Annotated in this window: 25 protein-coding genes; 12 read left to right on the plus strand and 13 right to left on the minus strand. The window is 59.6% G+C overall.

What is annotated here, in order from left to right; all coding sequences use genetic code 11:
• Nucleotides 1-111: 111 nt before the first annotated feature.
• Together rbsK and AX768_RS21595 are read left to right on the plus strand one after the other, a co-directional pair.
• The gene (gene rbsK, locus AX768_RS21590) at nt 112-1,044 is read left to right on the plus strand and encodes a ribokinase (RefSeq protein ID WP_062002403.1); all 933 of its coding nucleotides are present in this window, start codon (nt 112-114) and stop codon (nt 1,042-1,044) included.
• 152 nt (nt 1,045-1,196) lie between these two features.
• Nucleotides 1,197-2,276: a nucleoside hydrolase gene (locus tag AX768_RS21595; RefSeq protein ID WP_231941448.1), complete on the plus strand. Its 1,080-nt coding sequence runs from the start codon at nt 1,197-1,199 to the stop codon at nt 2,274-2,276.
• 31 nt (nt 2,277-2,307) lie between these two features.
• Here AX768_RS21595 and AX768_RS21600 read toward each other — a convergent pair whose 3' ends face one another.
• Nucleotides 2,308-3,441 carry an acyltransferase family protein gene (locus AX768_RS21600; protein ID WP_082778982.1) on the minus strand — a complete coding sequence of 378 codons (1,134 nt, stop codon included), beginning with the start codon at nt 3,439-3,441 and terminating at the stop codon, nt 2,308-2,310.
• 126 nt (nt 3,442-3,567) lie between these two features.
• Complete coding sequence (locus tag AX768_RS21605) at nt 3,568-3,993, minus strand: VOC family protein (RefSeq protein ID WP_062002046.1); 426 nt, start codon at nt 3,991-3,993, stop codon at nt 3,568-3,570.
• Nucleotides 3,994-4,105: 112 nt separating this feature from the next.
• Here AX768_RS21605 and AX768_RS21610 point away from each other — a divergent pair, with 112 nt between their 5' ends.
• Both AX768_RS21610 and AX768_RS21615 read left to right on the plus strand, forming a co-directional pair.
• A complete protein-coding gene (locus AX768_RS21610) occupies nt 4,106-5,059 on the plus strand; it encodes a LysR family transcriptional regulator (RefSeq protein WP_082778983.1) in 954 nt (317 codons plus the stop codon).
• A 144-nt stretch (nt 5,060-5,203) separates the two neighbouring features.
• Nucleotides 5,204-6,403, plus strand: a complete 1,200-nt coding sequence (locus AX768_RS21615; RefSeq protein ID WP_062002047.1) for a cytochrome P450 — start codon at nt 5,204-5,206, stop codon at nt 6,401-6,403.
• 66 nt (nt 6,404-6,469) lie between these two features.
• Here AX768_RS21615 and AX768_RS21620 read toward each other — a convergent pair whose 3' ends face one another.
• The 5 genes from AX768_RS21620 to AX768_RS34075 form a co-directional block, all read right to left on the minus strand.
• On the minus strand, nt 6,470-6,934 hold the full coding sequence (locus AX768_RS21620) for a hypothetical protein (RefSeq protein ID WP_231941449.1): 465 nt from the start codon (nt 6,932-6,934) through the stop codon (nt 6,470-6,472).
• A gap of 147 nt (nt 6,935-7,081) precedes the next feature.
• The gene (locus AX768_RS21625) at nt 7,082-8,434 is read right to left on the minus strand and encodes a class-II fumarase/aspartase family protein (RefSeq protein ID WP_062002049.1); all 1,353 of its coding nucleotides are present in this window, start codon (nt 8,432-8,434) and stop codon (nt 7,082-7,084) included.
• Between the two features lie 11 nt (nt 8,435-8,445).
• Nucleotides 8,446-9,621, minus strand: a complete 1,176-nt coding sequence (locus AX768_RS21630) for an enolase C-terminal domain-like protein (RefSeq protein WP_062002050.1) — start codon at nt 9,619-9,621, stop codon at nt 8,446-8,448.
• A 21-nt stretch (nt 9,622-9,642) separates the two neighbouring features.
• Nucleotides 9,643-10,548, minus strand: coding sequence for a cation:dicarboxylate symporter family transporter (locus AX768_RS21635; protein ID WP_197672664.1), 906 nt, complete (start codon nt 10,546-10,548; stop codon nt 9,643-9,645).
• Nucleotides 10,524-10,982, minus strand: coding sequence for a cation:dicarboxylate symporter family transporter (locus AX768_RS34075; protein ID WP_197672665.1), 459 nt, complete (start codon nt 10,980-10,982; stop codon nt 10,524-10,526). The genes AX768_RS21635 and AX768_RS34075 overlap by 25 nt, the downstream gene beginning before the upstream one ends.
• A 259-nt stretch (nt 10,983-11,241) precedes the next feature.
• Between AX768_RS34075 and AX768_RS21640 the strand changes: the two genes are divergently transcribed.
• The 5 genes from AX768_RS21640 (at nt 11,242) to AX768_RS21660 (ending at nt 17,078) form a co-directional block, all read left to right on the plus strand.
• On the plus strand, nt 11,242-11,967 hold the full coding sequence (locus AX768_RS21640; RefSeq protein WP_062002051.1) for a GntR family transcriptional regulator: 726 nt from the start codon (nt 11,242-11,244) through the stop codon (nt 11,965-11,967).
• Between the two features lie 385 nt (nt 11,968-12,352).
• Entirely contained in the window at nt 12,353-12,811 is a 459-nt protein-coding gene (locus AX768_RS21645; protein WP_062002404.1) for a hypothetical protein, read from the plus strand.
• A gap of 213 nt (nt 12,812-13,024) precedes the next feature.
• A complete protein-coding gene (locus tag AX768_RS21650; RefSeq protein ID WP_062002052.1) occupies nt 13,025-14,341 on the plus strand; it encodes a chloride channel protein in 1,317 nt (438 codons plus the stop codon).
• Nucleotides 14,342-14,638: 297 nt separating this feature from the next.
• On the plus strand, nt 14,639-16,138 hold the full coding sequence (gene glpK, locus AX768_RS21655) for a glycerol kinase GlpK (protein ID WP_062002053.1): 1,500 nt from the start codon (nt 14,639-14,641) through the stop codon (nt 16,136-16,138).
• A 73-nt stretch (nt 16,139-16,211) separates the two neighbouring features.
• Nucleotides 16,212-17,078, plus strand: coding sequence for an MIP/aquaporin family protein (locus AX768_RS21660; protein ID WP_197672666.1), 867 nt, complete (start codon nt 16,212-16,214; stop codon nt 17,076-17,078).
• Nucleotides 17,079-17,149: 71 nt separating this feature from the next.
• On the opposite strand, the gene AX768_RS21665 is transcribed toward AX768_RS21660, so the two are convergent.
• From AX768_RS21665 to AX768_RS21675, 3 genes are all read right to left on the minus strand, one after another.
• The gene (locus tag AX768_RS21665) at nt 17,150-17,431 is read right to left on the minus strand and encodes a DUF4148 domain-containing protein (RefSeq protein WP_062002054.1); all 282 of its coding nucleotides are present in this window, start codon (nt 17,429-17,431) and stop codon (nt 17,150-17,152) included.
• Nucleotides 17,432-17,892: 461 nt separating this feature from the next.
• Nucleotides 17,893-18,597 carry an MgtC/SapB family protein gene (locus AX768_RS21670; protein ID WP_062002055.1) on the minus strand — a complete coding sequence of 235 codons (705 nt, stop codon included), beginning with the start codon at nt 18,595-18,597 and terminating at the stop codon, nt 17,893-17,895.
• A gap of 419 nt (nt 18,598-19,016) precedes the next feature.
• Nucleotides 19,017-20,492, minus strand: a complete 1,476-nt coding sequence (locus AX768_RS21675; protein WP_231941451.1) for an aminotransferase-like domain-containing protein — start codon at nt 20,490-20,492, stop codon at nt 19,017-19,019.
• A gap of 177 nt (nt 20,493-20,669) precedes the next feature.
• Between AX768_RS21675 and AX768_RS21680 the strand changes: the two genes are divergently transcribed.
• On the plus strand, nt 20,670-20,996 hold the full coding sequence (locus AX768_RS21680) for a hypothetical protein (RefSeq protein WP_062002056.1): 327 nt from the start codon (nt 20,670-20,672) through the stop codon (nt 20,994-20,996).
• A gap of 248 nt (nt 20,997-21,244) precedes the next feature.
• Here AX768_RS21680 and AX768_RS21685 read toward each other — a convergent pair whose 3' ends face one another.
• Nucleotides 21,245-21,706, minus strand: a complete 462-nt coding sequence (locus AX768_RS21685; protein WP_062002057.1) for an MEKHLA domain-containing protein — start codon at nt 21,704-21,706, stop codon at nt 21,245-21,247.
• A 222-nt stretch (nt 21,707-21,928) separates the two neighbouring features.
• Between AX768_RS21685 and AX768_RS21690 the strand changes: the two genes are divergently transcribed.
• Complete coding sequence (locus AX768_RS21690) at nt 21,929-22,843, plus strand: glycerophosphodiester phosphodiesterase family protein (protein ID WP_231941452.1); 915 nt, start codon at nt 21,929-21,931, stop codon at nt 22,841-22,843.
• Between the two features lie 36 nt (nt 22,844-22,879).
• Here the strand turns inward: AX768_RS21690 and AX768_RS34120 are convergent, their stop codons facing one another.
• Both AX768_RS34120 and AX768_RS21695 read right to left on the minus strand, forming a co-directional pair.
• Nucleotides 22,880-23,014, minus strand: coding sequence for a hypothetical protein (locus AX768_RS34120; protein WP_256927607.1), 135 nt, complete (start codon nt 23,012-23,014; stop codon nt 22,880-22,882).
• Nucleotides 23,015-23,905 carry an NmrA family NAD(P)-binding protein gene (locus tag AX768_RS21695; protein ID WP_062002058.1) on the minus strand — a complete coding sequence of 297 codons (891 nt, stop codon included), beginning with the start codon at nt 23,903-23,905 and terminating at the stop codon, nt 23,015-23,017.
• Nucleotides 23,906-24,092: 187 nt separating this feature from the next.
• Here AX768_RS21695 and AX768_RS21700 point away from each other — a divergent pair, with 187 nt between their 5' ends.
• On the plus strand, nt 24,093-24,965 hold the full coding sequence (locus tag AX768_RS21700) for an AraC family transcriptional regulator (RefSeq protein WP_062002408.1): 873 nt from the start codon (nt 24,093-24,095) through the stop codon (nt 24,963-24,965).
• Nucleotides 24,966-24,970: the final 5 nt, after the last annotated feature.

Below are 24,970 nucleotides of genomic sequence, written 5' to 3' on the forward strand. Positions count from 1 at the left end.
AAAAAAACGCTTCGGTGAGCAAGCGCTGAACGCTTCATTATTACGGGCGTATGCGTGCAAATGTCAGGCGTCTCAAAGACGCCGCCACGCATACACCAGCAGGAGAAAGACATGTCCAAAGATACGAAACAAGGCCTGGTCCTGATTGTCGGCAGCATCAATACCGATCTGGTCGCGCGCTCCCCTCACCTGCCACGTCCGGGCGAAACCATCGGCGGACACGAGTTCTCCGAGCACTCCGGCGGCAAAGGCGGCAACCAGGCGGTCGCGGCCGCTCGCATCGGCGGACGCGTTGCGATGGCCGGTTGCGTTGGCGCCGATGGCAACGGCAAAGTCCGGCTTGCTGGGCTCGAAGTGGAAGGCATCGCTTGCGGTGCGATCGAGATCGACCCGTCGCTGCCGACCGGTGTAGCCATGGTGACGGTAGCCGACGATGGCCAGAACACCATCGTGGTCGTGGCCGGCAGCAACGGGCAGGTGACGCCCGAGATGGTCAAGCGGCACGAAGCAGTCATCAAGTCAGCCGACGTCGTGGTCTGCCAGCTCGAGATCCCCTGGGACTCGGTGTACGCAACGCTGGTGACAGCCAAGCGCTTCGGCAAGCTGACGGTGTTGAATCCGGCGCCCGCAACCGGCCCGCTGCCCGCCGACTGGCTGCCGCTCGTCGATTATCTGGTTCCGAACGAGGTCGAAGCCGCGATCCTTGCCGGTCTGCCGGTCGAATCGCAAAGCGGCGCACGGCGCGCGGCCAAGGAATTGCAGCGCGCGGGTGCTCGCAACGTGATCGTGACGCTGGGTTCGCAAGGCGCGTACTTGTTGCCCGAAGGCGGCGAAGGTACGCACTTCTCCGCGCCCAAGGTCGACGCAGTCGACACGACCGCCGCAGGCGACACCTTTATTGGCGTGTTCGCCGCGCAGCTTGCAGCGCGTCAGCCGCTGGAAGCTGCGATCGATCTTGCCCAGCGCGCCGCTGCCATTTCGGTAACGCGCGCAGGCGCGCAACCGTCGATCCCCACGCGCCAGGAAGTCGACAGCGCGGCCTGATTTTTCCGGCTGTGGTCACAGCCGGAAGCGTCCCGCCTGCTTTTGCGGGCGGCCCACGCAAAGCTGCCGCATGGCGCCATGTTGCAGTCGTTGTTCGTTATCCACCAACTCGAATGGGAACAGCAATGCACTCAAGATCTATAGCAATCCTCATGAGCTCCATGGTCCTCGCCGCGTGCGGCGGCAGCGACAGCAATTCCAACTCGTCAGCCTTGGCCAATGCGCCCAAGGTCATCATGGATTCGGATTTCAACACCATGGGCGACGACGGCCAGCTTTTCGCCATGACCACGCAATTGATGGCGCAAGGCAAGGTCAACCTGCTGGGCCTGACGGTCGTCACGGGCAACGACTGGCTGCTTCAGGAACAGGCCGATGCACTCAAGGCAGTCGAACGCATGGGCGTGCAAAACACCGTAGGCGTATACGCAGGCGCGGACTATCCGCTGCAGTACAACGTAGCGAGCATTCGCGCCCAACAGGCGGCAAATCCGAATGGTTACTTCGGCGCGTGGATGCGAGCGGAGCCCACTCAGGCTTCGCAGTTGGTCGCGCCACCGGACGGCTTCGCAACGAGCACGAAGCTGCAAGCGGAAAACGCGTCCGACTTCATGATCGATACGATCAAGAAGTATCCGAATCAAGTCACCATTCTCGAAGTGGGACCGCCGACCAATCTTGCGCTTGCATTGCAGAAGGCGCCGGAGATCGCGCCGTTGATCAAGCAGATCGTCTATATGGGTGGCGCGATGGCCGTAGCGGGCAACGCCAACGCGGTAGGCGAACTGAACTGGTGGTTCGATCCGCTCGCGGTGCGCACGGTATTGCAGACAACGATTCCGCAAACGGTGATTCCGCTGGATGTCACCAATACCGTTCCGCTCACGGAAAGCGTCTACGACCAGATCGCCAACAATCCGAGCAAGCAGACCGCCGTGACGAAGGCCTATGCAATCGCCAATGCAAACGCGTTCAGCACGAACACGGATATCTTCGATACCCTGACGATCGCTTATTTCACGGACCCGACTTACGCGACGCAGACGAAGAGCGCCTACCTCGACATCGATACAAGCAACGGCGAGACGCAAGGTCAGGTCAAGGTCTACCAGACCCCGACCACAGGCGCATCTCCGCAAAAGATCGCATACGTGACGCAGTTCGACAACAACCGGTTCTTTAGCATTTACGTCGACCTGCTGACGCGTCCTGTTCCGGTGACGCTGCCCTGATCGACTGGAACCGAGTGGCCGCCTGACACCGCTATGCGTGTTCAGGCTGGCCTATCGCACACGGCGAACGAGCGCGCTTATACGTGTTACGCAAATAAGCGCACAGCGGCTTTTCTATGGTCAGGAAACAAACAACCGATACAGCAGCCAGGCCAGCCAGAAACGCCGCGAATTCTGCAGGCGAAGTCGCGATGTTGGGGAATACCATCTTCGCGTATCTGAACATCGGTACGTGCAGTATGTAGAACGCGAAGCTCGCTTCGCCCAGCAAGACCATGGGCTTGCTGCCCAGCAGCCCGCTGAGCGGTCCCTTGGCGCATGCCAGGCAATAGAGCAGCAGCATGAAGGTGGGGAAAAGCAACACCTTCGCATTCAGATGATTCGCCACGATGATCACGGTAATCGCCGCAGCCAAGGCGCCGAGCGCGCCCAGATCGAAGCGCAGCGATTTCTCCTTCGTGCTGCTCAGGAAAAGTCGAGCAAGACAAATCCCCGCGATAAATTCTCCTATCCGCAGTATCGGCAAAAAGTTGACCAGCTCTCGTGGCCAGAATTCGTTTTTCAGCGACAGCGGCAAAACCGAAAGCGCCAGCGTCGGAATCACCGAACCTGCCCAGCAAACGCCGATCATTGCCGAAAGCGCTGCAAGACGCCGGTTCTTTAGATAGGTGAAGAGGAACGGAAAAGCCGCGTAAAACACGGCCTCCGCGGATAGCGACCATCCCGGCGTATTCCATGCATTGGCTGTGTTGGTGGTCCACGCTTGCAGGAGCGTAAGCGACATGAAGCCGTAAAACGCCAGCCGGACATAAGTGCCCGCACCGTGTCCATGCAGCGCGACGAGATTCGAATAGATCAGCGGCGCGAACACGATCCAGCCCAGCAAGTAGATCGGATAAATTTTCGCGAACCGGGAAAAATAGAATTGCCGGATGGCAGGTCGTTCCGCACCGTTTACTTCAGGGTGCGTGTAGGTCAGGATGAATCCCGAAAGGATAAAGAACAGCTCCACGGGATCGCCCGCATTTTCATAAAAATGCAGGGTCGGGATTCCCGAGGTCGCGGCTACCCTATCCGACAAGTGGTACAGCGCAACACTCAATGCCGCGAGAAAGCGAACGCCGGTCAACGCGGGAATCAATGGCCTTCTTGCGACTGTTGTCATCGTTCCATAGGGTGCGCCGCGTGCCCCAGCCCGCTTGGCGACCCTATGGTGCCCGCTAAATAAATCGAAAATTAATGCGAAAACGCGGGTTTTGGCGAAAATAAAACGCGCTTGATACGCGAATGCCTACTTTGCGAACACTTGGCCCTGATCTTCAAACGCCTTGAATTCCAGCGCGTTTCCCCCGCATGGATCGAGGAAAAACATGGTGGCCTGTTCGCCGGGCAAACCCTGGAAACGGATCTGCGGTTCAATGATGAACTTGACGTCCTGCGCGCGAAGCCGCTCAGCCAGCGCCTTCCATTCGCGCATTGGCAAGATGGCGCCGAAATGGCGGACGGGCACGTCGTGGCCATCGACTTCGCTCGTTGACTTGTGGCCGGTCTCTTCCGGCGAAAGATGCGCGACGATCTGATGCCCGTAGAAATCGAAGTCAACCCAGCTCTCCGAGCTCCGCCCTTCGGGGCAACCCAGCAATTCGCCGTAGAACTCCCGGGCCTTCGAGATACTGTTGACGGGGAATGCGAGGTGGAACAACGCGGTTGTGGTCATTGAACGCCTTGGGGGTGGTTATTCAGAACTTGAGCAATGTCGATAATGCTAAGATAAAAAATATCGAATGAGAAACGCATATTTTAAGGTCTAAGCATCAATTATTTTCATCATGCTCCGCTACCTCGCCACCTTCCTCACCGCCGCCGAAACAGGCTCGTTTTCCAGTGCCGGCGAACGGCTGGGCCTGACGCAATCGGCGGTCAGCATGCAGATCAAGCGGCTGGAATCAGATCTCGGGTGCCTGCTGTTCGAGCGCAGCGGGAAAGCGGTGCAATTGAGTGAACGTGGGCGGGCGCTCATCAGTCACGCACGCGATCTGGTTGCGCGCTATGACGACATGAAGGCGGGCGCGGCGCCACAAGTGTCGACAATCAATCTCGGCGCCATTTCCACCGTTAAATCCGGCCTGCTTCCCAAGGCCTTGGGAGGCTTTTTTGAGAGTTGCCCGGCGACGCAGATTCAGATCACGCCGGGCACGTCCATTCAATTGCTGGCGCAAGTCGACGCGGGCGAACTCGACATCGCGGCCATGATCAAGCCGAATTTCGGCATTCCCGCCAACCTTGTCTGGATTCCATTACTGGACGATGTCTACGTTGCCGTAGCGCCAAAGGCGGCCATGGGATCGCTAAGAGAGTGGGCGCTCGATCTGCCGTTTATTCGCTACGACCGACGCTCCTATGGCGGCGGCCTCGTCAATACGTTTTTGCGGCGACAAAAACTGATGGTGCGAGAGGGAATCGAACTCGATGAACCCGCGGTGATTGCGCAGATGGTCGCGGAAGGTTTGGGCTGGTCCGTCGTGCCGGGTGATTTGCTGATGCTCCGAGGTATGTCTTCAGTGCAGCGCCTGACGCTCCCGGGCCAGCCGGTAAGCCGCAAGCTCGGCCTGCTGGTGAGGAAAGCCGTGATTGAGCGGGCGACGACGCGAGCGCTTGTCGAGAACCTTCAGAACGAAGCGCGGATGCGCCGGTCCGATGCAGCAAAAATGGACGATGCACCTGTCGCGTCTCGTCAGGGCGTCACAGCGCGTCGGCCCAGAATAAAACGGGCTGACGCGTAGTTACAGCGGGTCCACGACAACGCTTGCTCAAGCATCTCGCCACGTTGGGCGGCGCGCGGTCTTCGCTTGCGTTGAAGGAATAAGTCCGTGTCACGGGTGTTATCAAGGGGGTACGCCTTCCCAACACTCTGACGAACGCCCCACATGAAATTTAGCGACCTGTCCTCCCCCGCTTTCTTCGAGAATCCTTACCCGTTCTACGAGCAGCTTCGCGCCGAAGGCGCGCTCGTTCCGCTTGCGCCCAACGTGGTGCTGACGGGCCGCTTCGCGATCATCGAAGCGCTGCTTCACGACCGGCGCATGGGCAAGACCTACATGCAGAGCGTTGCTGCACGATACGGCGAAAGTGGACGCGACCAGCCTGTGTTCCAGGCGCTCAGCCGCATGTTCCTGATGATGAATCCGCCCATGCACACGCGCCTGCGCAGCCTGTTGATGAAAGCTTTCAACGCACGCCAGATCGACTTGCTACGAGAGATCGCGCAAAGCACGGCGGATAATCTGGTCGCCTTGCTCAAGCCCGGTGTGGAATTCGATCTGGTCAGCGATTATCTGTTGCCGCTGCCCGTGAATATCATTTGCCGCCTGCTCGACGTACCCGTGGAAGACGGCGTGAGGCTGGGCTCAGCGGCGAGTCACCTGGGCAATGCGCTAGACAGCGCGCCCATGGACGCCGAGCGCCTCACAGCGGCAAACGAAGCGACCCTCACCCTGCAGCGCTATTTCGCGGGCGTGGTCGAACAAAGGCGCTTGAAACCGGGCGGCGACCTCATCTCCGCACTGGTCCGTGCAGAGGAAGCAGGTGAATCCCTCAACGACGATGAAATCATATCGAACGTGTTGCTGCTTTTTGTGGCCGGGCACGAGACGACATCGAACATGCTGGGAAATGCGTTGATTGCGCTGCATCGTCAGCCGCAGCAGCTTGAGTTGCTGCAACGCGATCCATCGCTGGTTTCCAGGGCTGTCAGCGAATGCCTGCGCTTCGACAGTTCGGTGCAGATGATCGTGCGTACTGCGCTTGAAGACGTGGAAGTGGAAGGGGTAGCGCTTGCACGCGGCACCATCGTGTTCATGATGGTGGGTTCCGCCAATCGTGATCCTGGGCAATATAGCCAACCTGATCAACTGGATATTGAACGTCCGCTTCAAGGCAAGTTGCTGTCGTTCGCCGCGGGTATTCATCACTGTCTCGGCGCAAGACTCGCTACGCTCGAACTGGAAATTGGGCTGGGCACGCTTGTCTCTCGGCTGCCGGGTTTGCGCATCCCCAATCTCGACGCGCTGCAATGGCGGCAACGCAATACCCTTCGCGGCGTGGAATCATTAAAGGCTATTTACTAAAGAGAATGCGCTATTCCGCAATACAGGAAAATAGCGCATCGCAAGCGCCAAGAACACGACGCGTGCTCAACGATGTCCCGTTCCTCCATGTCCATACATATGACCGCCGCCGTGAAAACCACCGGCGTAACCACCGCGTACGTGATAGTGGTTCATCTGGTTGAAATGGCTGTATCGATGGAAATGGTGGAAACGGTCAACAAAAATAAAGCCGACGCCCACACCGATAAACAAGGGTGGCCCCAAATACCACGGGTCCGCGTAAGGATAATCAGCTATCGGGTAGGTCAGCACGCTTCCGTCATCGCTCTGGACGATGCGCCACGTGCCATCGCTTTGCAGACATGCCCTTCCGACGATTTGCTGCATCGTGCCGTCTATCTCCGCCTGCCCGGCGATGGCGCGGCAGTTGGATTGCGCATCGGACGAAATCGAGTCGTCGTAACCTTGCGCAAAGAGCGCCGCCGACGCCGCAAAACCCGTGCACATGAATACAGCATGAACCATCCTGCGGCAAAACGCTTTACGCATGATCGTTGTCTCCAGCAATGATCCCGGCGGGTAACGCGCAGCTCCGCAAGCGCCTCGATGACGCTTTGGCGAATGCTGCTCGTGCCGGGCTTACATGGATTAAACGGGCGACCGCGCTTTATTATTCCGGACCTATCTCACGCAACATTACACGCTTGTGGCATTGGCCACCGAACGGGCCATGATCGCCGCAGCGCCAAGGTAATTCGCCGGGTCCGTGAGTTCACGCAGGCGCGCTTCGCCGAATGCATCGCGTATCCCGGAGTCCTCCATCAGCACATCAAAAAGCGTGCGGTTGTTTTCAATCGCGATGCGGCACGCGTCGTACACCACGTCGTGCGCATGCTGCCGGCCAATGCTTGGCGCGAGGCCCATCATCACCGCTTCCGCCACGATCAAACCGCCCGTCAGGTCCAGGTTCTTTCGCATCTTCGCGGCATCGACCACCAGTCCACGCAACATGAAGTTCGCCTGATGCAACGCGCTGGCGCAAAGCAGGAAACTTTCGGGTACCGCGCTCCATTCGAGATGCCACGGACCGGTTGCGCGTTCGAAGTCGTGCATCATGCCGTCGAGCATCAAGGCGGCGCGTTCACGCAGCATCTTTGCGGCCGCGAACATCAACTCGCTGGATATGGGGTTGCGCTTTTGCGGCATGGTTGAACTTGCACCGCGTCCCGGCACGAAGGGCTCGGCCACTTCGCCGAATTCGGACGCGGCCATCATCATCACGTCGAGCGCGATCTTTCCGAGCGATCCACCAATGCTCGCGAGCAGCGATACCAGTTCGCACAAGCCATCGCGTGCGACATGCCAGGTGATCTCCGGATCGCAAAGATTCAATTCAGCCGCAAACAAGCGGCGCGTTTCGAGCGCCCGTTCGGGATCGTTAAGCGATGCCAGCGTGCCCGCCGCGCCGCCGAACTGCACCATCAGCGCCCGCGGTTTTGCTTGCGCAAGACGCTCGGCGTGACGGTTCAGTGCCGACAGCCATACCGCTGCGCGAAAGCCGAAGGTGACAGGCAGCGCATGTTGCAGATGCGTGCGGCCGGCCGTCACCGTGTCGGCATGCTTGTTCGCGAGATCGCGCAATGCGCCGCGCACTTCGTCGAGCTGACGCTCAATGATGGCCACGCCTTGCGCGCATTGCAGCATGGTCGCGGTGTCCATGATGTCCTGCGTGGTCGCGCCCCAATGCAGATAACCGCCCGCGTCACCGCACATTTCACTGACTTGCTTGACGAGCGGCAGGATCGGGTATCCGACGATCTCCGTTTCGTGGCGCAACGCTTCCAGATCGAGCCGTGAAAAGTCGGCGCGCGCAGTAATGTCTCGCGCGGCTTCTGCGGGAATCAGACCGGCTTTGGCCTGCGCACGAGCAAGCGCCGTTTCAGCATCGATACAACGCGCGAGGTACGCGGTATCCGAAAACACGTCGCGCATTTCCGGCGTGCCGAACATGTCGCGAAAGAGAGCGGAGTCGAATACGGTGGTAGACATCAGGGTTCCTTTTAATGATCCAGGCGCGCGAGCCACGGTCGCAGCGCTTCTTTTTCTTCGAGTCCGAAGCCGGCTGCGTCAGTCGGGCGCACGAGTCCGCCGCCCACGCCGCAACCCGCCGGATATCCGCCAAACGGCTGGAATACGCCGGGGTACGCTTCGCATCCGCCGAGCTCGAGCCCCACTGCAATGTGCAAGTTGATCAGGTGACCGCCATGCGGGAACGCTTCAGCGCGGTCAAATCCATGGCTTTCCATCACTTCGATCATGCGTGCGTATTCAGTCAGTCCATAAGCAAGCCCGGGATCCATCTGAAAGATGTCCTTGCCCTTTCGCATGCCGCCAAAACGCAGCAGGTTCCGCACGTCCGGCACGGAAAACAGATTCTCGCCAGTCGCGATACGTCCTTCATAGACCTGCGCAACTTGACTGTTCAATTCGTAGTCGAGCGGATCGCCGATCTCTTCGTACCAGCGCAAATCGTACGGCGCGATGGCCTTTGCATATGCGAGCGCCGTGTCGAGATCGAAGCGTCCGTTGGCATCGACTGCAAGACGTTGTCCCTCCCCCGCGACCGTCAATGCGGCCTCTATGCGAACCATGTCCTGAGCAAGCGTCGCACCGCCTATCTTCATCTTGAATGCATCGAAACCGAGTTCGCGATAACCGCGGAATTCATCGGCGAGACGCTGCGTGCTTTCTTCCGGGTAGTAGTAACCGCCCGCCGCGTACACATTCACGCCTTCACGCTTGCCTTGCCGCCCGAAATGCCGCGCGATGGTGACATACGCGGGTTCATCGGCGAGCTTGGCGTTCAAGTCCCACACCGCCAGTTCGATCGCACCGGCGGCCGCCGCGCGGTCACCGTGTCCTCCGGGCTTCTCGTTGCGGAGGATGGTTTGCAGGACCCTGGCGGCATCGAAGTGCTCGCCTGTGGCGTCGAGCAGGGACTCGGGCGCCGCAGCCGCTGCTGTCTTCAGGCGCGGGATCATCCGGTCGCGCAGGATGCCGCCTTGCGCGTATCGGCCGATGGAATCGAATGCGTAGCCGGTGACCGGCCGGCCATTACGGATCACATCCGTTTCCAGCGCGACCAGCGACACGTCGTGCTCGGCGAAGCTGACGAGCGCGTTCGCTACGTTTCCTTCCAGCGGGACGGAGATTTCCCTTATCGCGGTAATGCGCATGAATGTTTCCTCGATTTAGCTTCAGATAACCTTGCCGGCGCTCGATCCAAACACGCGCGTGTACTCGCTGCGCGCAGCGCTTTCATCGAATTCGCCCGTGGACTTTGCAATGACGAGCGTCGCCACGCTGTTGCCCATTGAGTTGCAGATCGAAACCGCTTGCGATGTGAACCGGTTGATCCCGAACAGGATGGGCAATCCTTCTATAGGCAAGAGGCCCGATGCGGTGACCGTCGCTGCAAACACGATGAACGTGCCGCCCGAAACGGTCGCCGCCCCCTTGGATGTCAGCAACATCAGCAACAGCAACCCGAACTGCTGGTGCAGGTCGAGCGGCACGCCATACGCATTCGCGAGGAACATCACGCATAGCGACATGTACACGGCCGTACCGTCGAGATTGAACGCGTATCCTGTCGGCAAGACCAGTCCGACCGACTGGCGCGAACAACCGAGTTTCTCGAGTTTTTCGAAGAGCCGCGGCAATGCGCTTTCTGAAGAAGCCGTGGCGAACAACAAAAAGATCTCTTCCTTGAAGTAACGCAGGAAACGGAACACGTTGAAGCCGTAGAGCCGCAACACGAGGCCGAGCACGACGACCACGAAAAACGCGAGCGACAGGTACATCACGATCAGCAAATAGCCGAGCGAGATCACCGCGCTCATGCCGCTGCTGCCGATCGCAAACGCGATCGAACCGAATGCGCCGAGCGGGGCGAACTTCATGAGCACATCGACGAACTTGAAAAAGCAGTCGGACATCCGCGATAACGCATGCTCAACGCTTGCGCGCTGCTCGGTGTTCAGCATGAGCACGGCGGCCCCAAAGCCAATGGAGATCACCAGGACTTGCAGCAGCGAACCGTTGGCAAACGCGCCGACGAAGTTGTCGGGGAAGAGCGTCAACAGGAAATGCTCGAACGACACGTGTGCAGCCTTGCCATACGTCCGTGCGCGGCCGCTGCAGCTTCCGGGCTCTGCACGAGATGCATGCCCGCGCCGACACCGGAGAGATTCGCAATCACCATGCTGATGATGAGCGCGATGGTCGAGACGATCTCGAAGTAGATCAGTGCACGCAAACCGATCCGTCCGACGTTCTTCAGGTCGCCGGCCGCCGCAATGCCGAGCACGACGTTCAGAAACACGAGCGGCGCAACGATCATCTTGATGAGCCGCAGGAAGATATCGCCGAGGATTTTCATCTGCACGGCGAGATGCGGCGCGATAAAACCCAGCGCGAGACCAAGCCCGATCCCCACGACGATCTGAAATCCCAGCCGCGCATAGAACGGCTGACGAGGTTTCGCGCTCGCCGCCTCACTGTCCGTGGGGTGCGACACATTCGTTTGAACAGCCATTTCGGTCTCCGTTTTTTCGTGCGGATCGTGGCGCTAGAACATATCCGGACGATCCGCTTATAAGTCCGTACATTTTCAATATGTACGGACTATATTGGTGTAACTGGAAACACGTCAATTTCGGGTTTACGCGAATGACCGTACGGATCTGTGCGTTCTCAACTGCGCTGCCTTGGCAACCCGCCGCGCACCAAGATACGATGTCGCGCTCGGCTTCCCCAGGCCATGCTTTAAACAATAGTAATTACAGGAAAGGTTTATGAAACCGCGCTATGTCGAACTTGCAGATCAATTGATCGAAGCGATCGGCAATGGGACGTTCGCGGTCGGCGCGGCGTTACCGAGTGAAATGGACCTCTCCGCACAGTACGGCGTCAGCCGCGCGACCGTGCGCTCGGCGCTGCGGAAGGTACAGGATCTCGGTCTCATCTCGCGACGCAAGCGCGCGGGTATTCGCGTCGAAGCTTCGAAGCCGCGCGTGGCGTTCGAACAGTCGATGTCGAATGTCGAAGACCTGATGCAGTTTGCGGTGCTCACTGAGCGGCACGTCCAGTCTATCGGCGAGATCTCGGCAAGTCCTTCGCTTGCCGCGCATATCGGTGTGGAAGTGGGCTCGCGATGGTTGCGCATCGAAATGTTGCGGGTCGACCCCGCCAAACCGGAGCAGCCGATCTGCTGGACCGAGGTCTATCTGGATCCGGTCGCCGGTGCTGCGATCAGGCGCGAGTTACGCAAGAACACCGGGTTGATCTGCGAGATGGTCGAGGAGCGCTGTGGACGCGCGGTCCGCGAAGTGCGCCAGGAGATTCGTGCGGTCGGCGTGCCCGAAAGGGTTGCCGGGACGCTTGCTGTCGCGGCGGATTCGCACGCGCTCGAGATCGTGCGTCATTACGTCGATCAGCGCGAGTTGGTGTTCGAAGCGACCATCAGCGTATTTCCCGCCGACCGGTTCACCTACGCATTACGGCTGACGCGTCACGACTGAACAGGTCGACGCGACAACCCCGCGCCGGATCATAAGGTCTGATACTTCCGCCGTTATATCCCATCACCAGCATCGGCGCGGGAGGTCTTTGCCCGACCCTCTTCTCACCAAAGGCATGCGACGCAATCCATCCGCGGCATAGCGTTTGCTCAAACACTGGACGCACCTGCATTGCAAGCACGGGAAATCTGATCGCTTCGGCGTCTGCTCTTGTCTCAAACGGTGTGCAAGCCGATGAGATCCAGACGCCGCGGTACAGGAAGAACCGGAAGTGGGCGTGAGGATGACCGGGAGCGATCTTGCAGATGTCCTTCGGGCCGTTCTGTTTGAGCCTTTTGACAACAGAACCAATCTGCGGACAGGACACGTCCGCCAACAGGAAACCATGAACATCTTTTCAATTGTCCGCCGGGCATTCTGGTCGGGTTCAATGGCCGCGGCCACGTCTGCTGCCGTCGTGTCGCGCGAGGCCGTCAATAATGGGTCGAGTGCGATCGCACCCATCAACGCGGTTGCGCATTGCATATGGCCCGGTGAAGCAATGCTCGACGAGCGGCCAAGTTTTCGCCTCACCGGCGCAGGCGTTTTTATCCACTGGGGAAGCGGCGTATTCTGGGGCCTGGCATTCGAGGCATTGCTCGGACGCAAGGCTTCGCCGGCACGCATCGTCGGGACCGCTGCAGCGACGGCTGCGCTTGCGTACGTAGTCGACTATCACGTCGTGCCGGAGCGCGTGACGCCCGGCTTTGAAGCGCATGTCCCGCAGCGCTCGTTCTTGCCGATCTATGCCGCGCTAGGCGCCGGCCTGGCGCTCGCCGCGTTTGTCGGACGATCGCGAGCCTGACTTGATGTGCCTTTCGCGCTGGCGCCCGGCCATGATTGCGGCCCACGGACATCATGCGTCTGACACATCAATCGATACAACAAATGAATTTGACGACTTACTTCTGAGCCGGTAGATTCGGGTTCACGCTAATTGTTATTTTTCGATTAGTGCGGATACAGCCGGCTTTGCAACTTTGCGGCGGCCGCATGTCTTGAATTCACGGCTCTTTCGATGCACGCTCCATCCTCCCGCCCTGCCCCGGCAATCCCACTCTTCCGGCTTGCAACGGTCACCGTGCTCACCGGCATCGGCGCCGGACTGGGCGGCATGGCACTCGCCCTTCTGCTCCACCTCATCCAGCATCTGGCGTACGGATACAGCATCGCGCATCTGGTCGGACACGAAAGCTTCTACGAAGGCGTGGCCGCGGCATCAGCCGAGCGGCGCATTGCCGTGTTGCTTGCATGCGGCGCGATCGCGGGATTCGGCTGGCTCGTGGTGTACCGATACGGCCGGCCGCTCGTCAGCATCAAGAAGGCGATCACGTCCGGCGATCCGCTCATGCCGCCCGTGACCACCACCGCGCATGCGCTTTTGCAGATCGTCACCGTGGCGCTTGGCTCGCCGCTCGGACGTGAAGTCGCCCCGCGCGAGATCGGTTCGCTGATAGCAGGCTGGCTGTCGCATTACGCCGGCCTGAGCGTGGAACAAACACGCCTGATGGTGGCTTGCGGCGCAGGCGCCGGGCTTGCTGCGGTCTATAACGTGCCGCTTGGCGGCGCGATCTTCGTGCTCGAAGTCCTGCTCCGTTCGTTCGAGTTGCGCGTGGTCATTCCCGCGCTGGCCTCGTCCGTCATTGCCGCCGTTGTCGCGTGGCTGGGACTGGGCGACGAGTCGCAATACATCGTCCCGCATTTCGCGCTGAGCGCGAACTTGGTCATATGGTCCATCGTGATGGGACCGGTGTTCGGCGTCGCTGCGTTCGCCTTCGTCCAGTTGACCGGTCGTGCACGCGCGGCCGCGCCGAAGGGATGGACGTTGCCCGTTTTATCGATAGCCAACTTTCTTGTCGTCGGCCTGCTGGCAGTCTTGTTTCCGCAGATTCTCGGCAACGGCAAGACGCCCGCGCAACTGGGGTTCAGCAATGAGCTGACCATCGGACTCGCTGCGACGCTGCTGTTGATCAAGGTGGCCATCACCACGAGCAGCCTGCGGGCAGGCGCTCAAGGCGGTTTGCTGACGCCGGGCATGTCCAATGGGGCGTTGCTCGCCATCGTGCTGGGTGGTGCATGGACGCTCATGTGGCCCGGCATCCCCATGGGCGCATTTGCGTTGGTGGGTGCGACGGCCTTCCTGGCTTCATCGATGAACATGCCGATCACCGCCCTCGTCCTCATGGTCGAATTCACGCGCATCGATCACGATTTCATCGTGCCGATGCTATGCGCCGTCGCCGGTTCGATCGCAGTCAACCGGCTGCTCGAAACGAAAATGAAAACGCGCGTGCACGCAGCGTCGACAGTCGAGGTCGAAGCCGAACGTGCCTGAATAGCGTTTAACCCGACGGTACTCGCCGCATACGCCGGCCCGCATGCTCATGTGGCCGGCGTTCTGTTTTTTGGCGTCTGTGCTTGAGCGATGTCACCAAATGTGCCTTTACATTTTCGAATCTGTTCATTAGCATTCGAATTCGAACATTATCGGTTCGATAAGTTTTCTTTTATTGACAGATACTGGGAAACCACGGTGTCGGAACGCGGTCCGCCCCGAACCGATGGTTAAAACAAGAGGCCGTTGATATCGTCGGGAAAACTAGGCGATTCGTCCAGGAAAGTGGAGAAGACAATGCAGGAGCAATACATCCTCGCGCTTGATCAGGGCACGACAAGCTCACGCGCCATGGTGTTCGATCGCCAGGGAAGCGTGGTTTCAGTCGCGCAAAAGGAATTCGCGCAGATCTATCCCCAGCCGGGCTGGGTCGAACACGATCCGCAGGAAATCTGGTCCACGCAGGCAGGCGTTGCCGCGGAGGCCGTGACGCGTGCAGGGCTCAACGGGGCGTCGATTGCGTCTATCGGCATCACCAATCAGCGCGAGACGACCATTGTCTGGGACCGCGAAACGGGTCATCCGATCTATAACGCGATCGTATGGCAGGATCGCCGCACCGCCGATCTCTGCGATCAGCTCAAGGCGCAGGGTCTCGAAGAAAAGGTTCGTGCAAAGACCGGACTGCCGATCGATTCATATTTCTCGGCGACCAAGATCCGCTGGATCCTCGACAACGTGGAAGGCGCGCGCGAGAAAGCCCGGAACGGACGTCTGGCGTTTGGCACGGTGGATAGCTGGCTCGTCTGGAACTTCACCAAACACGCGCTGCATATCACCGATGTGACGAACGCATCGCGCACCATGCTGTTCAACATCCATACGCTCAAGTGGGACGACGAGCTGCTCGATGCACTCGATATTCCGCGCAGCATGTTGCCGGAGGTGCGGTCATCGTCGGAAGTCTATGGGCCGACGAAGACAACCGTGTTTGCCTCGAAGATTCCGCTGGCCGGCATTGCCGGGGACCAGCACGCTGCCCTCTTCGGCCAGATGTGCACGCAGTCCGGCATGGTGAAGAACACTTACGGCACAGGCTGTTTCCTCGTGATGAACACGGGCGACAAACCCATCGAATCGAGCAACAACCTCGTCACGACCATTGCGTGGCAGATCGGCGACAAGGTCGACTACGCGCTGGAAGGCAGCATTTTCATCGGTGGCGCGGTGGTGCAGTGGCTGCGCGACGGCCTGGGCATCATCAAGACTGCGAAGGAAATCGAAACGCTCGCGCGCAGCGTCCCGCACAGCGACGGCGTGTATCTCGTGCCCGCATTCGCCGGCCTTGGCGCGCCGCACTGGAACGCCCACGCACGCGGCACGTTGTTCGGCGTGACGCGCGGCACGACCTCTGCACACCTTGCGCGCGCGGCGCTGGAGAGCATCGCGTATCAGTCAATCGATGTATTGAAGGCCATGGAAGCCGACTCCGGCATGCGCATCGGGGAATTGCGCGTGGACGGGGGAGCCGTGGCCAATGACCTGCTGATGCAATTCCAGGCCGACATCCTCGGTGTCGATGTGGTGCGCCCGCAAATCAGCGAGACGACCGCACTCGGCGCGGCCTATCTTGCCGGGCTCGCCGTGGGGTACTGGAAAGATGTGGATGAGTTGCAGAGCCAGTGGAAGCTCGACCGGCGTTTCTCGGCGGCCCTTCCTGCCGAAGACGTCAGGCGTCACATGCAGGGGTGGCATCGCGCGGTGGACGCCGCCAAGGTCTGGGCTGACGCGTCCTGACCCTGCCTTCATCCGGGTGAGCGAATCGCCCGGATGACAGCCACTGCATTCATCTTTCCCGGAGCAATCTCTAGTGTCCTCTACCGCAATACCCTTCACGAAAAAACAATGCATCGGAGAACTAATTTCCGAAGCGGTCGCGGTTTTCATCGTTATCGCGTTTGGTGATTCCGTCGCGTGCATGTACACCCTCTATGACCCGAGCCCTTACGCGAACGCATATTGGGGCGTCTGCATCTCGTGGGGACTGGCGGTCACGCTTGCCATCTATGTCACGGGGTCGATATCCGGCACGCATGCAAACCCGGCAGTCACGCTTGCGCTTGCCTTGTTCCGCGGCTTTTCGTGGAAGAAGGTCGTGCCTTACTGGGCGGCGCAACTGCTCGGCGGCATTCTTGGCGCGGTGATCGTGTATGCATTGTTCGGACCGGTCATCGACCATTACAACCTGACGCATCATCTGACGAGAGCGGAAGGCGGCGCCGCCGGGGTGTTCTTTACGCATCCGGGCCTGGCGGTCACGCCCATGCACGCGTTCTCCAACGAGGTCATTCTCACTGCGCTGCTGCTCTTCGGCATCTTCGCGATTACCGAGCAGTTCAACGAAATGGCGCCGCAAGCCAATTCGGGCGCGCTCATGATCGGCCTGCTGGTAGCGATCCTGGGTTCATCGATGGGATATCTCGAAGCATGGGCCATGAACCCCGCACGCGATCTCGGTCCGCGACTGTTCGCCTACTTTGCAGGCTGGGGATCGTCGGCGCTGCCGTCGCCCGACAACTACTGGTGGATTCCGGTGGCTGCGCCCTTGCTTGGCGGTGTGATTGGCGGCGGGGCTTATCAGTTGCTGATCTATCCCTTCCTGCCGGCCAGAACAAAGGCGAAAGCGATGCCCCTGGAAAAACGCGACAATGCTGCCGCTCAAGGACAACGCACTTGAGCGTGTCCTTGGCGGTCTGAGGATCTGGCGCCGAACGTCGATCCGTTTGGCGCCAATTCAATCAATGCCGGTCACTGATTGCCGGCGGGGCTGCTGACCGGAGACACGGATGTTCCCGTGTCCGATACACCGCCATAGGCGCTTGAGCCATTACCGGCGTGTACACGCGCTTCAGCGGCCTGGATATCCGACGGGTAAGTAGCGTCCTGCGAAACCGGCCGATACCCCGCGCTTTCAAGCTGGACCAGATCTGCGCGTACTTCCGCACGGGTAACCGGCTCGGCCGTTTGCGCAAACGACACAACAGGCGTAGCCAATGCGACGGCCAGCGTTGCGTAGATAAGTGTTTTCATGATGGTCTGCCTCTATGCGAATGAAACGTGCGGCTTCGCTCGGCGTGAAAGAAGCCCACGGTCATGCGCTATTCAACCCGCGATGACCATGACTCGATTCTGAGGGACTCACGCTGACCTGATGCTGACGCCAAAATGACAAGGACGCCATGTTGCGGCAGATGAAGGCTTGAAACAAGGGATCTGTAATCGCGGTGCAGCGCTCAGCGCGTCAGCGCTTATCGTCTGCCGATTCACGCCGCGAGTGCTTGCGCGCGTCGAAGATGCCCCAGATTGCTATCGACAGTCCGATTCCAAACCCGCAAGCCAACAACACGTAAGTGCTCATCCGCAACCTTGAAGAATGTGAGGCGGCGCTCGAAAAAGTCTGCGCCCGGATGTCACGCACCAATGGTGACATCGTCGGACTGATACTACCGATTCATTCTTTCAAAACGCATGCCGTGGTCTATCCGCTGGAGTCAGTCGGTCACCGGAACCGTATCGAGCCCTGCCCAGCTCACACTCGAGACCCCTTTGTCCATGCTGAGCCGGCTCGCAACCGCTTCGACTTTCGATTGAAACTTGGGGTGCGTTTCAAGCGTGGCAATGACCTCGACGCGTCTGGATTCATCGTCTATATCGTGGCTGCTCAGCCCCTGAAACGACAACGGTGCAGACACCATGGAATTGGTGATGAGCGCGCGGACATTCACCTCGTCCTGCTCACGGCAGACGACGGTCAGCACGTACTTGCGCAAAAGATCGGCGGACGCGACCGGCGCGGTATTGATGGCACGCCCCACTTCTCGCAGCACGGTGTTGATGAAAAGGATCACCGCCGTTCCCGCAAGCGCCGGACCATAGTGTCCCGCGCCGCATAGCACGCCCACCGCAGCGGAACACCATAACGTAGCCGCCGTATTGATGCCCTGGATAGCACCCTGCTCGCGCATGATGACGCCGCCACCAAGGAAGCCGACACCGGACACCACGTACGCCGCGATCTGCGTAAGGCTGGTCGTGCCGTTACCGGTCATCGCGCCGAGCAGCACGAACAGGCACGCACCGCACGTGACGAGCGTGATGGTGCGAAGTCCGGCGGTGCGCTGGCGCATTTGTCTTTCAAGACCAATGCCGATGCCACAGGCCAATGCCGCGAGGAGAGGGAGAAGATAGTCCAACATGAGCGATTCTTTAATTTGTATTTTCGCGCGGGTGTTCCCGGTCCGCGACAACGCGGACCCAGCGCCACCGTATTGACTGCGTATGACAGTCAAATGACAGCGGGCAAACCAATGCCCGGAACGTGGCTGATCACTGCGCCAAATAAACGCGCAGATAGAAAGTACACGGGCGAGGTATGAAGACGCGCATCGTCTGCCTGCTGGCAGGACGGCGGCTCGAGATAAAAGCGTGGGTCCTGCCGGTCAGGCAGCGAGATACTTCGAAGGTCGATTACTGCAAGTGTCCAAGGCGTCAGCCCCAATTTTTACGATGCCCGGATTTTAGGCAGCCGCGAAGCGGCACGTCAACCTTGATTGTGAGGCCCCAAGGAAATTCCAGGCCTGCGATCGAATGGCGAAACACGCGAGAAGCGCGACAGCTAATGCGCTTCCAGGGCCAGTCGTCCGAGACGCTGGAACGCGTCGTCCAGGGTCTGATCGAAGGGTTGCGGGCAACTCAAGCGAATGAAGGAGGCAAAGCGCCGCGAGTTCGAGAATATCGTCCCTGGCGCGATGCGAATCCCTTCCGCGAGCGCAGCTTCGAAAAGACGTTCCGAGTCCGTACCCGAAGGCAATTCCACCCATAGCAGAACGCCGCCCGCCGGCGCGCTCAGCCGTGTACCGGATGGAAAATACCGCGCAATGGCTTCCGCGGTCGCAATCCGTTGAGTCACGAGGCGCTCACGCAGTTGAAACAGATGCCGGTCATAGGCCCCTGAACCCATGAACTCGGCAGCGACCAACTGGGACAAGGCTTCATTGTTCCGGCTTTGCGAAAACTTAAGCATCTTCACGCGTTCGTGCCATCGGCCGGCAGACATCCATCCCAGCCGCATGCCGGGCGCCAGCACCTTGTTCAGCGACACGCAATGAATCACCCCGCCGCTTTTGTCCCACGCTTTAAGGGGTTTGTGCTGATCGGGTTCATCGAGCAGTTCGCGGTAGGGATCGTCCTCGATCAGCGCGACCTTGTGCTGAGCGCAGAGTCGCACAAGCTCGACCTTGCGGTCATCGGGCATATTGCAGCCAAGCGGATTTTGCAAATGCGGCACGACGACCAGCGCCTTGATATTTCCATAAGCACGAAATGCCATTTCCAGCGCTTCGATGGATATCCCCGTGGACGGGCTGGTGGATATTTCAAGCGCCCGCAGCCCAAGACTCTCGATAATCTGCAAGACACCGAAGAACGCCGGTGATTCGATGGCAACCGTATCGCCGGCCTGCGTGACCGCGCGCAGCGCGAGATTCACCGCTTCCACACCGCCGTTGGTGACGACCACCTCTTCCGGCGACACCACCACCCCGGAAGAAAGCGCTCTCCTGGCAACGGCTTGCCTGAATGACGCGCCGCCGGAATCACGCCCGGACTCGGTGAGCAGCGTCGGTTCCTGGCGCAGGAGTCTGATGGTGAGTGCTTGCAGGCGCGCTGTGGGATAAAGCGCGGCCGCGGCAGTCGCCCCACCCAGATTCAACGCGTCAGGATATTGCTGCGCCAACGCAATGACCTTCGATATGGATTCATGCAACCCGACAAAGTGCGCCTCGCCGGGTGATGCGGTATTAGCCGGTTCATCCACGCAGGGTAAGGACGGACTCGTGCGCCTTCGCACGAAATAGCCTGAACGCGGTTTCGCTTGCAGCCAGCCCGCGTCCTCGAGCCGGCGGAACACTTGAAGCGCCGTGGAGAGACTGACCTGATGCCGTGTCATCAGCACCCGCACCGAAGGCATGCGATCGCCCGGCGCCAGCGTTCCGGACGTGATCACCCGGCGATAGTGCTCGGCAAGGCGCTCGTAGAGCGGCTCGCCTGCCATTGGGAGGTCGCGCGGCAGAATGTCTGAAGACGTGGTCATGTGCTCATGCTGCCGGTGCGCGAGTGCGTGCGCCAGATACAGACGCGCCAATTATTAACGGATACAGATCAACGAATCATGATCTGTTGCGCAACAGATTCTACCGCGCTGAGTCTGTCGCATAAGCATTGCGGCCAATAAGCTTGGGGGTGTTCAAGCCTTCAGCGAGCTTATGTCATGAAGACCGTCCGTTTGCATCCGGGTCAGATCCACGCCAGTCGTCAACACGCGGGAACGCAGTTCATCGCAGTGCATGGCGCAGTGCGTTTGATGTATCGCGACTCTTCGCTCGACTGGCTCATGGATTTGTCGCCTCGCGTGTGCGTCGATCTTGAAGAGGGCGCTGCCCATGTCATTTCCTGCAACGCCTGGGTCGAAGTCGATCCGGTCGAGGACACTGCGGTCGTGGGCTTGCTTGAGAAACCCGACGGCATCGGCATATCCCTTGAAAAGTTTCGCGCGTGGCTCAAGGAAAAAACCCGCTCGTCGTGTGCCAAGGCTTAGCGCCCAGCCAATGCCCGGAATACTTTGATGCGCGCGAGATGCGGCCGGTGCGACATCGATATGCGACGCGTCCTTACGGCACTCGGCGACCAACCATCTTGCGAACCGATCGCGCTTTGCCGAAGCGGTCGGTTGGCGGAACTAGCAGGTAATATCCGCCGCTTGTGCTCGTCGGCTGTTGCTGGCGAGTGCAAGACTGCCATTGCCAATTTCAGATCAACGCCTGGCAAGTTGGCCTCGCCGCCCAGTCAAACGTCCTTCCATTGACGATAGGTCGCCGCCTGCCCGCGATACACACCGTCATCATCGATCAGGTTCCAGACCGTCACGTTCTCGATCCAGAACCGCCTGCCCGACTTTGCAATGCGGAGGCCGCGGTAACCGCTTGCGTAGCCCTTGGTGCGTACCGATTCCAGCAAGGCGTCGCGCTCGTTGCGATTAGGATGTTCAGCCGACAAACGCGAACGCAACGCTGTAAATTCGCTCCATGAGTACTCGAAGCACTTTTGTGCCGCGCGATTTGCGTACACGAAGCGCGGGTCCGCGTCGGTGTCATGTGCGACGACGCAAAACGGCGCGTCTTCGTATAGCCATCGAGCGGCATCTTCCTGCAATGCATTCTGATCGATCAAAGGTGTACCGACAACGCGAAGATGGCTGCTGACGAGCAACTTGCAGAAATCGGGATCGAGGGCTAACGACGTTGTCATGGGTCAAGTCCGCCAAGAGGTTTTTCCGCCTACATTATTGCGCACCCTTGGAAAAATGCTCAGGCAGCCAGAAGTTGCGGATCGAAAACCGCATTGTCCATCTCAATATAAAGTCTTGACAATCAGCCCTTGCTTCACAGTGAAAGGACTATAGTGTCCTTGGCTCATCTGAAATATTTGTTCTGGATAACAAATCAATTTATTTGTTCGGACGACAAAATAATGAAACCAGTCACTTTCAAACTCATGAACGCAGCCGCACTTTTTGTATTGACCGCCCTGCCGGCAACGGTGGCGCTCGCGGCCCCTTTGATCGTCGCGCATCGGGGCGGTGCTGGCGACATGCCTGAGAATACGCTTCAGGCATTTCACGCAGCGCTCGATAACGGCGCAGATGTATTGTGGATGACCGTGCAGGTGACGAGAGACGGCATTCCAGTGCTGTACCGCCCCGGCGATCTTCGCGAACTGACGGATGGGCGTGGGCATATTGACGACATCACACTAGGCAAGATAAGAAAACTCAACGCGGGTTATTCGTTCGAGTCGAAAGACGCGTCGGGCAAGATCACTTACCCGTATCGTCACACGCCGCTGCGTATCCCCACTCTGCAAGAAGCGTTGAAAGCTGTTCCTGCGTCCGTGCCGATCATGCTCGACATGAAACAAACGCCGGTCGCCCCCCTCGTGATCGCCGTCGCACGAATTCTTGAGGAGTCCAACGCGTGGTCGCGCGTGCGCCTTTATTCCACCGACGCAGAAGCCATCCAGAAAATCAGGTCTTACCCGAACGCGCAAGTGTTCGAAACGCGCGATGCGACGCGAGACCGTCTGCTCAACCTCTCGCTGGGCGGTACCTGCGACAACCCGCCGCCCGCCGGAAGCTGGGTGGGTATCGAGTTGCGCAGACAGGTCGAAATAGTCGAGCGCTTTGCGCTTGGGACCGGCGTGTCAAGGGTCTACGCCAAATGGTGGACGCCCGCCGCCGTGAAATGCTTCAGGACGAACGGGGATGTGAAGATCGTGGTGTTCGGCGTGGACTCGGCCGAAGCATACGCAACGGCGACGAATCTGGGAATCGATGCGGTCATGACAAATTCACCGCGCGCGATGCGTGTGGAAAAGACGCCGCGCTAAAACCCGTGGTTCGCCTTTCATCGGGACGCGGCCGCATCAAAAGAAGATGAAGTCATCGTTGCTATCAGGAATGGCGTCGATCACGCGTTGCAACCCGCGGCCGCCAAGCCATCCGGCAAGCACGATCACAACGGCGAGGCACATGCGTGCAGGCATGGATTGCTTGCGCATTCAACGCGCTGCCGTTGCGTTCGAAGGCAGGATCGAAGCCAGCACTTCGGATAATTCCGTCGTGCCGAAACGCAGTTCGCTGCGCGCCTCGACGTCGATATGGCCCGCGTTGTGCGTGTCGTACAGCTCCGTTATGAGCGTTGCGTGGTCCGCGCTCAAGCCAGCGCGATGCAGCGTTGGCGTCCATTGTTCCCGCGGCAGCTCGTGCGCTTTGATCTCCCGGCCGATGACTTCGCTCAGCGTGCGGGCGACATCGAGTGCGCTGACGCGTTGGGGACCTTCCACGCTCACCGTGCGCAGCCCGTCGGCGTAGCCGTGATCGAGCAGCAGTTGCGCCGCAAGCCGCCCGACGTCCTGAGCGGCGACCGTCGGAAAGCGTTTGCTCAGCGGATGATGCAATGAAGGCAAGATCCCCGTCGATAAAACCACCGGCAGCACCCGCGCCCAGTTCTGCATGTGCTCGGCGGCACGCAACAGCGTCAGGTTTTGCATCACCGGCTTCAACTGGTTTTCCAGCGCGTGAAAAAGCATGGTGATGCCCGTGCCGCTTTCCAGCTCCGCGCCGTAGTCGGACAACGCAAGGACCCGCGAAGGTGGATTGGCGCGCAAGGCCTCGACGGTCATGTCGATCATGCGATGCATGGAAGCGGCCGGATGCGGGTCGCCGACTGGCACCGGGCAAAGGATCTGCACCGCGTCGGCGCCGCGAAGCACGTTCGAAACCGACGCTCGGTCCAGCAAGTCTGCGAGTGCAATTTCACATCCGAGTTGCGCCAGATCCGCGCCCTGTTGCTCGTTCCTGACCACCGCCCGGACCGCGTGCCCCGCACCGCGCAATGCAGCCGCCGTCGCCTTTCCCACGTTTCCCGATGCTCCAAAAATCACGATCATGCGGCGCTCCGTTTGTTTGCCTGAATGCTGGCATCGTAGGAAAGACCGGCATTCATGGCGCGCACGCATGGATGACAATGCGCAGATCCGGATGATTGTTTTATGCCTTGCATCATGGTTTCAACTATCAAGCAAACCCGCGGAAAACCACGCACAATGCAGCCTGCCTCTCGCTGAAGGAGTCGTCATGAACACAGCAACGCCGCAACCCAATAGTTCGCGGGTCAATCTGCGCTCCAGCAAGGACCACGGCTGGACTGGTTTTGGCGCGGCGCTGCTCGGTGTATCGGCAGGTGTGCATCGGATTCCCGCGATGCCGCATCACAGGGTCGGCGTCCATGTCGGGCCACCGGTCGTGGCGCGTTGCGTCACGAGCGAATACCGGCTTTCGCGCGTGCAGGCGCACGGCGATGCCGACGTGATCCCGGCAGGACTCGAAGGTCAATGGACGGACGAATCCGACTGTACGATCCTGAGCATCTGGATAAGCGAGCAGTTTGCCGGCAGAACGCTGGAACAACTCGACCTGCGCCCGAGCCGTGCGCAGATTCGTCCGCAGCTTCAGATGCGCGATCCACGTTTCCAGCATCTCGCCTGGGCGTTGCGCGCCGAACTCGAAGCCGACGATTGCTCCGACCCGTTGTATGCCGAAAGCCTCTGCACCGCGATGGTCGTGCGTCTTGTCGATGGCGGCGTGACGAGCGTAGCGCTCGAGAACAAGCGCCGCACACTGGCGCCGAAAACGACGGCGAGGATCGTCGAGTTCATTGAAGACAATCTGGATCAGCGCCTGACGCTGGGTGACCTCGCCGCGCTCGCGCAGCTCAGCGTTCCGCATTTCAAGGTCTTGTTTCGCGAAACGCTCGGGTTGCCCGTGCATCGATATGTCATTGAACGGCGCGTGGAACGAGCAAAGGCGCTGCTGATGCAAGGCAAACTCAGCACCAGCCAGATCGCGTTCGATACGGGGTTCGCGCATCAAAGCCATATGGCGCACTGGATGAACCGTCTGCTTGGACTCACGCCGCGCGAAATCGCGAAGGCTCGCGGGGAAGCGTGACCATT

The sequence above is a fragment of the Burkholderia sp. PAMC 28687 genome, from assembly GCF_001577465.1.
Taxonomy (GTDB): domain Bacteria; phylum Pseudomonadota; class Gammaproteobacteria; order Burkholderiales; family Burkholderiaceae; genus Caballeronia.

Bases quoted from the DNA above. Each gene is read 5' to 3' on its own strand.
- AX768_RS21615 (WP_062002047.1), top strand. From the start codon at position 5,204: ATGAAATTTAGCGACCTGTCCTCCCCCGCTTTCTTCGAGAATCCTTAC.
- AX768_RS21605 (WP_062002046.1), bottom strand. From the start codon at position 3,993: ATGACCACAACCGCGTTGTTCCACCTCGCATTCCCCGTCAACAGTATC.
- AX768_RS21690 (WP_231941452.1), top strand. From the start codon at position 21,929: ATGAAACCAGTCACTTTCAAACTCATGAACGCAGCCGCACTTTTTGTA.
- AX768_RS21695 (WP_062002058.1), bottom strand. From the start codon at position 23,905: ATGATCGTGATTTTTGGAGCATCGGGAAACGTGGGAAAGGCGACGGCG.
- AX768_RS21700 (WP_062002408.1), top strand. From the start codon at position 24,093: ATGAACACAGCAACGCCGCAACCCAATAGTTCGCGGGTCAATCTGCGC.
- AX768_RS21670 (WP_062002055.1), bottom strand. From the start codon at position 18,597: ATGTTGGACTATCTTCTCCCTCTCCTCGCGGCATTGGCCTGTGGCATC.
- AX768_RS21620 (WP_231941449.1), bottom strand. From the start codon at position 6,934: ATGCGTAAAGCGTTTTGCCGCAGGATGGTTCATGCTGTATTCATGTGC.
- AX768_RS21610 (WP_082778983.1), top strand. From the start codon at position 4,106: ATGCTCCGCTACCTCGCCACCTTCCTCACCGCCGCCGAAACAGGCTCG.
- glpK (WP_062002053.1), top strand. From the start codon at position 14,639: ATGCAGGAGCAATACATCCTCGCGCTTGATCAGGGCACGACAAGCTCA.
- AX768_RS21650 (WP_062002052.1), top strand. From the start codon at position 13,025: ATGCACGCTCCATCCTCCCGCCCTGCCCCGGCAATCCCACTCTTCCGG.
- AX768_RS21645 (WP_062002404.1), top strand. From the start codon at position 12,353: ATGAACATCTTTTCAATTGTCCGCCGGGCATTCTGGTCGGGTTCAATG.
- AX768_RS34075 (WP_197672665.1), bottom strand. From the start codon at position 10,982: ATGGCTGTTCAAACGAATGTGTCGCACCCCACGGACAGTGAGGCGGCG.
- AX768_RS34120 (WP_256927607.1), bottom strand. From the start codon at position 23,014: ATGCGCAAGCAATCCATGCCTGCACGCATGTGCCTCGCCGTTGTGATC.
- AX768_RS21640 (WP_062002051.1), top strand. From the start codon at position 11,242: ATGAAACCGCGCTATGTCGAACTTGCAGATCAATTGATCGAAGCGATC.
- AX768_RS21685 (WP_062002057.1), bottom strand. From the start codon at position 21,706: ATGACAACGTCGTTAGCCCTCGATCCCGATTTCTGCAAGTTGCTCGTC.
- AX768_RS21675 (WP_231941451.1), bottom strand. From the start codon at position 20,492: ATGACCACGTCTTCAGACATTCTGCCGCGCGACCTCCCAATGGCAGGC.
- AX768_RS21630 (WP_062002050.1), bottom strand. From the start codon at position 9,621: ATGCGCATTACCGCGATAAGGGAAATCTCCGTCCCGCTGGAAGGAAAC.
- AX768_RS21600 (WP_082778982.1), bottom strand. From the start codon at position 3,441: ATGACAACAGTCGCAAGAAGGCCATTGATTCCCGCGTTGACCGGCGTT.
- AX768_RS21625 (WP_062002049.1), bottom strand. From the start codon at position 8,434: ATGTCTACCACCGTATTCGACTCCGCTCTCTTTCGCGACATGTTCGGC.
- AX768_RS21680 (WP_062002056.1), top strand. From the start codon at position 20,670: ATGAAGACCGTCCGTTTGCATCCGGGTCAGATCCACGCCAGTCGTCAA.
- rbsK (WP_062002403.1), top strand. From the start codon at position 112: ATGTCCAAAGATACGAAACAAGGCCTGGTCCTGATTGTCGGCAGCATC.
- AX768_RS21665 (WP_062002054.1), bottom strand. From the start codon at position 17,431: ATGAAAACACTTATCTACGCAACGCTGGCCGTCGCATTGGCTACGCCT.
- AX768_RS21595 (WP_231941448.1), top strand. From the start codon at position 1,197: ATGAGCTCCATGGTCCTCGCCGCGTGCGGCGGCAGCGACAGCAATTCC.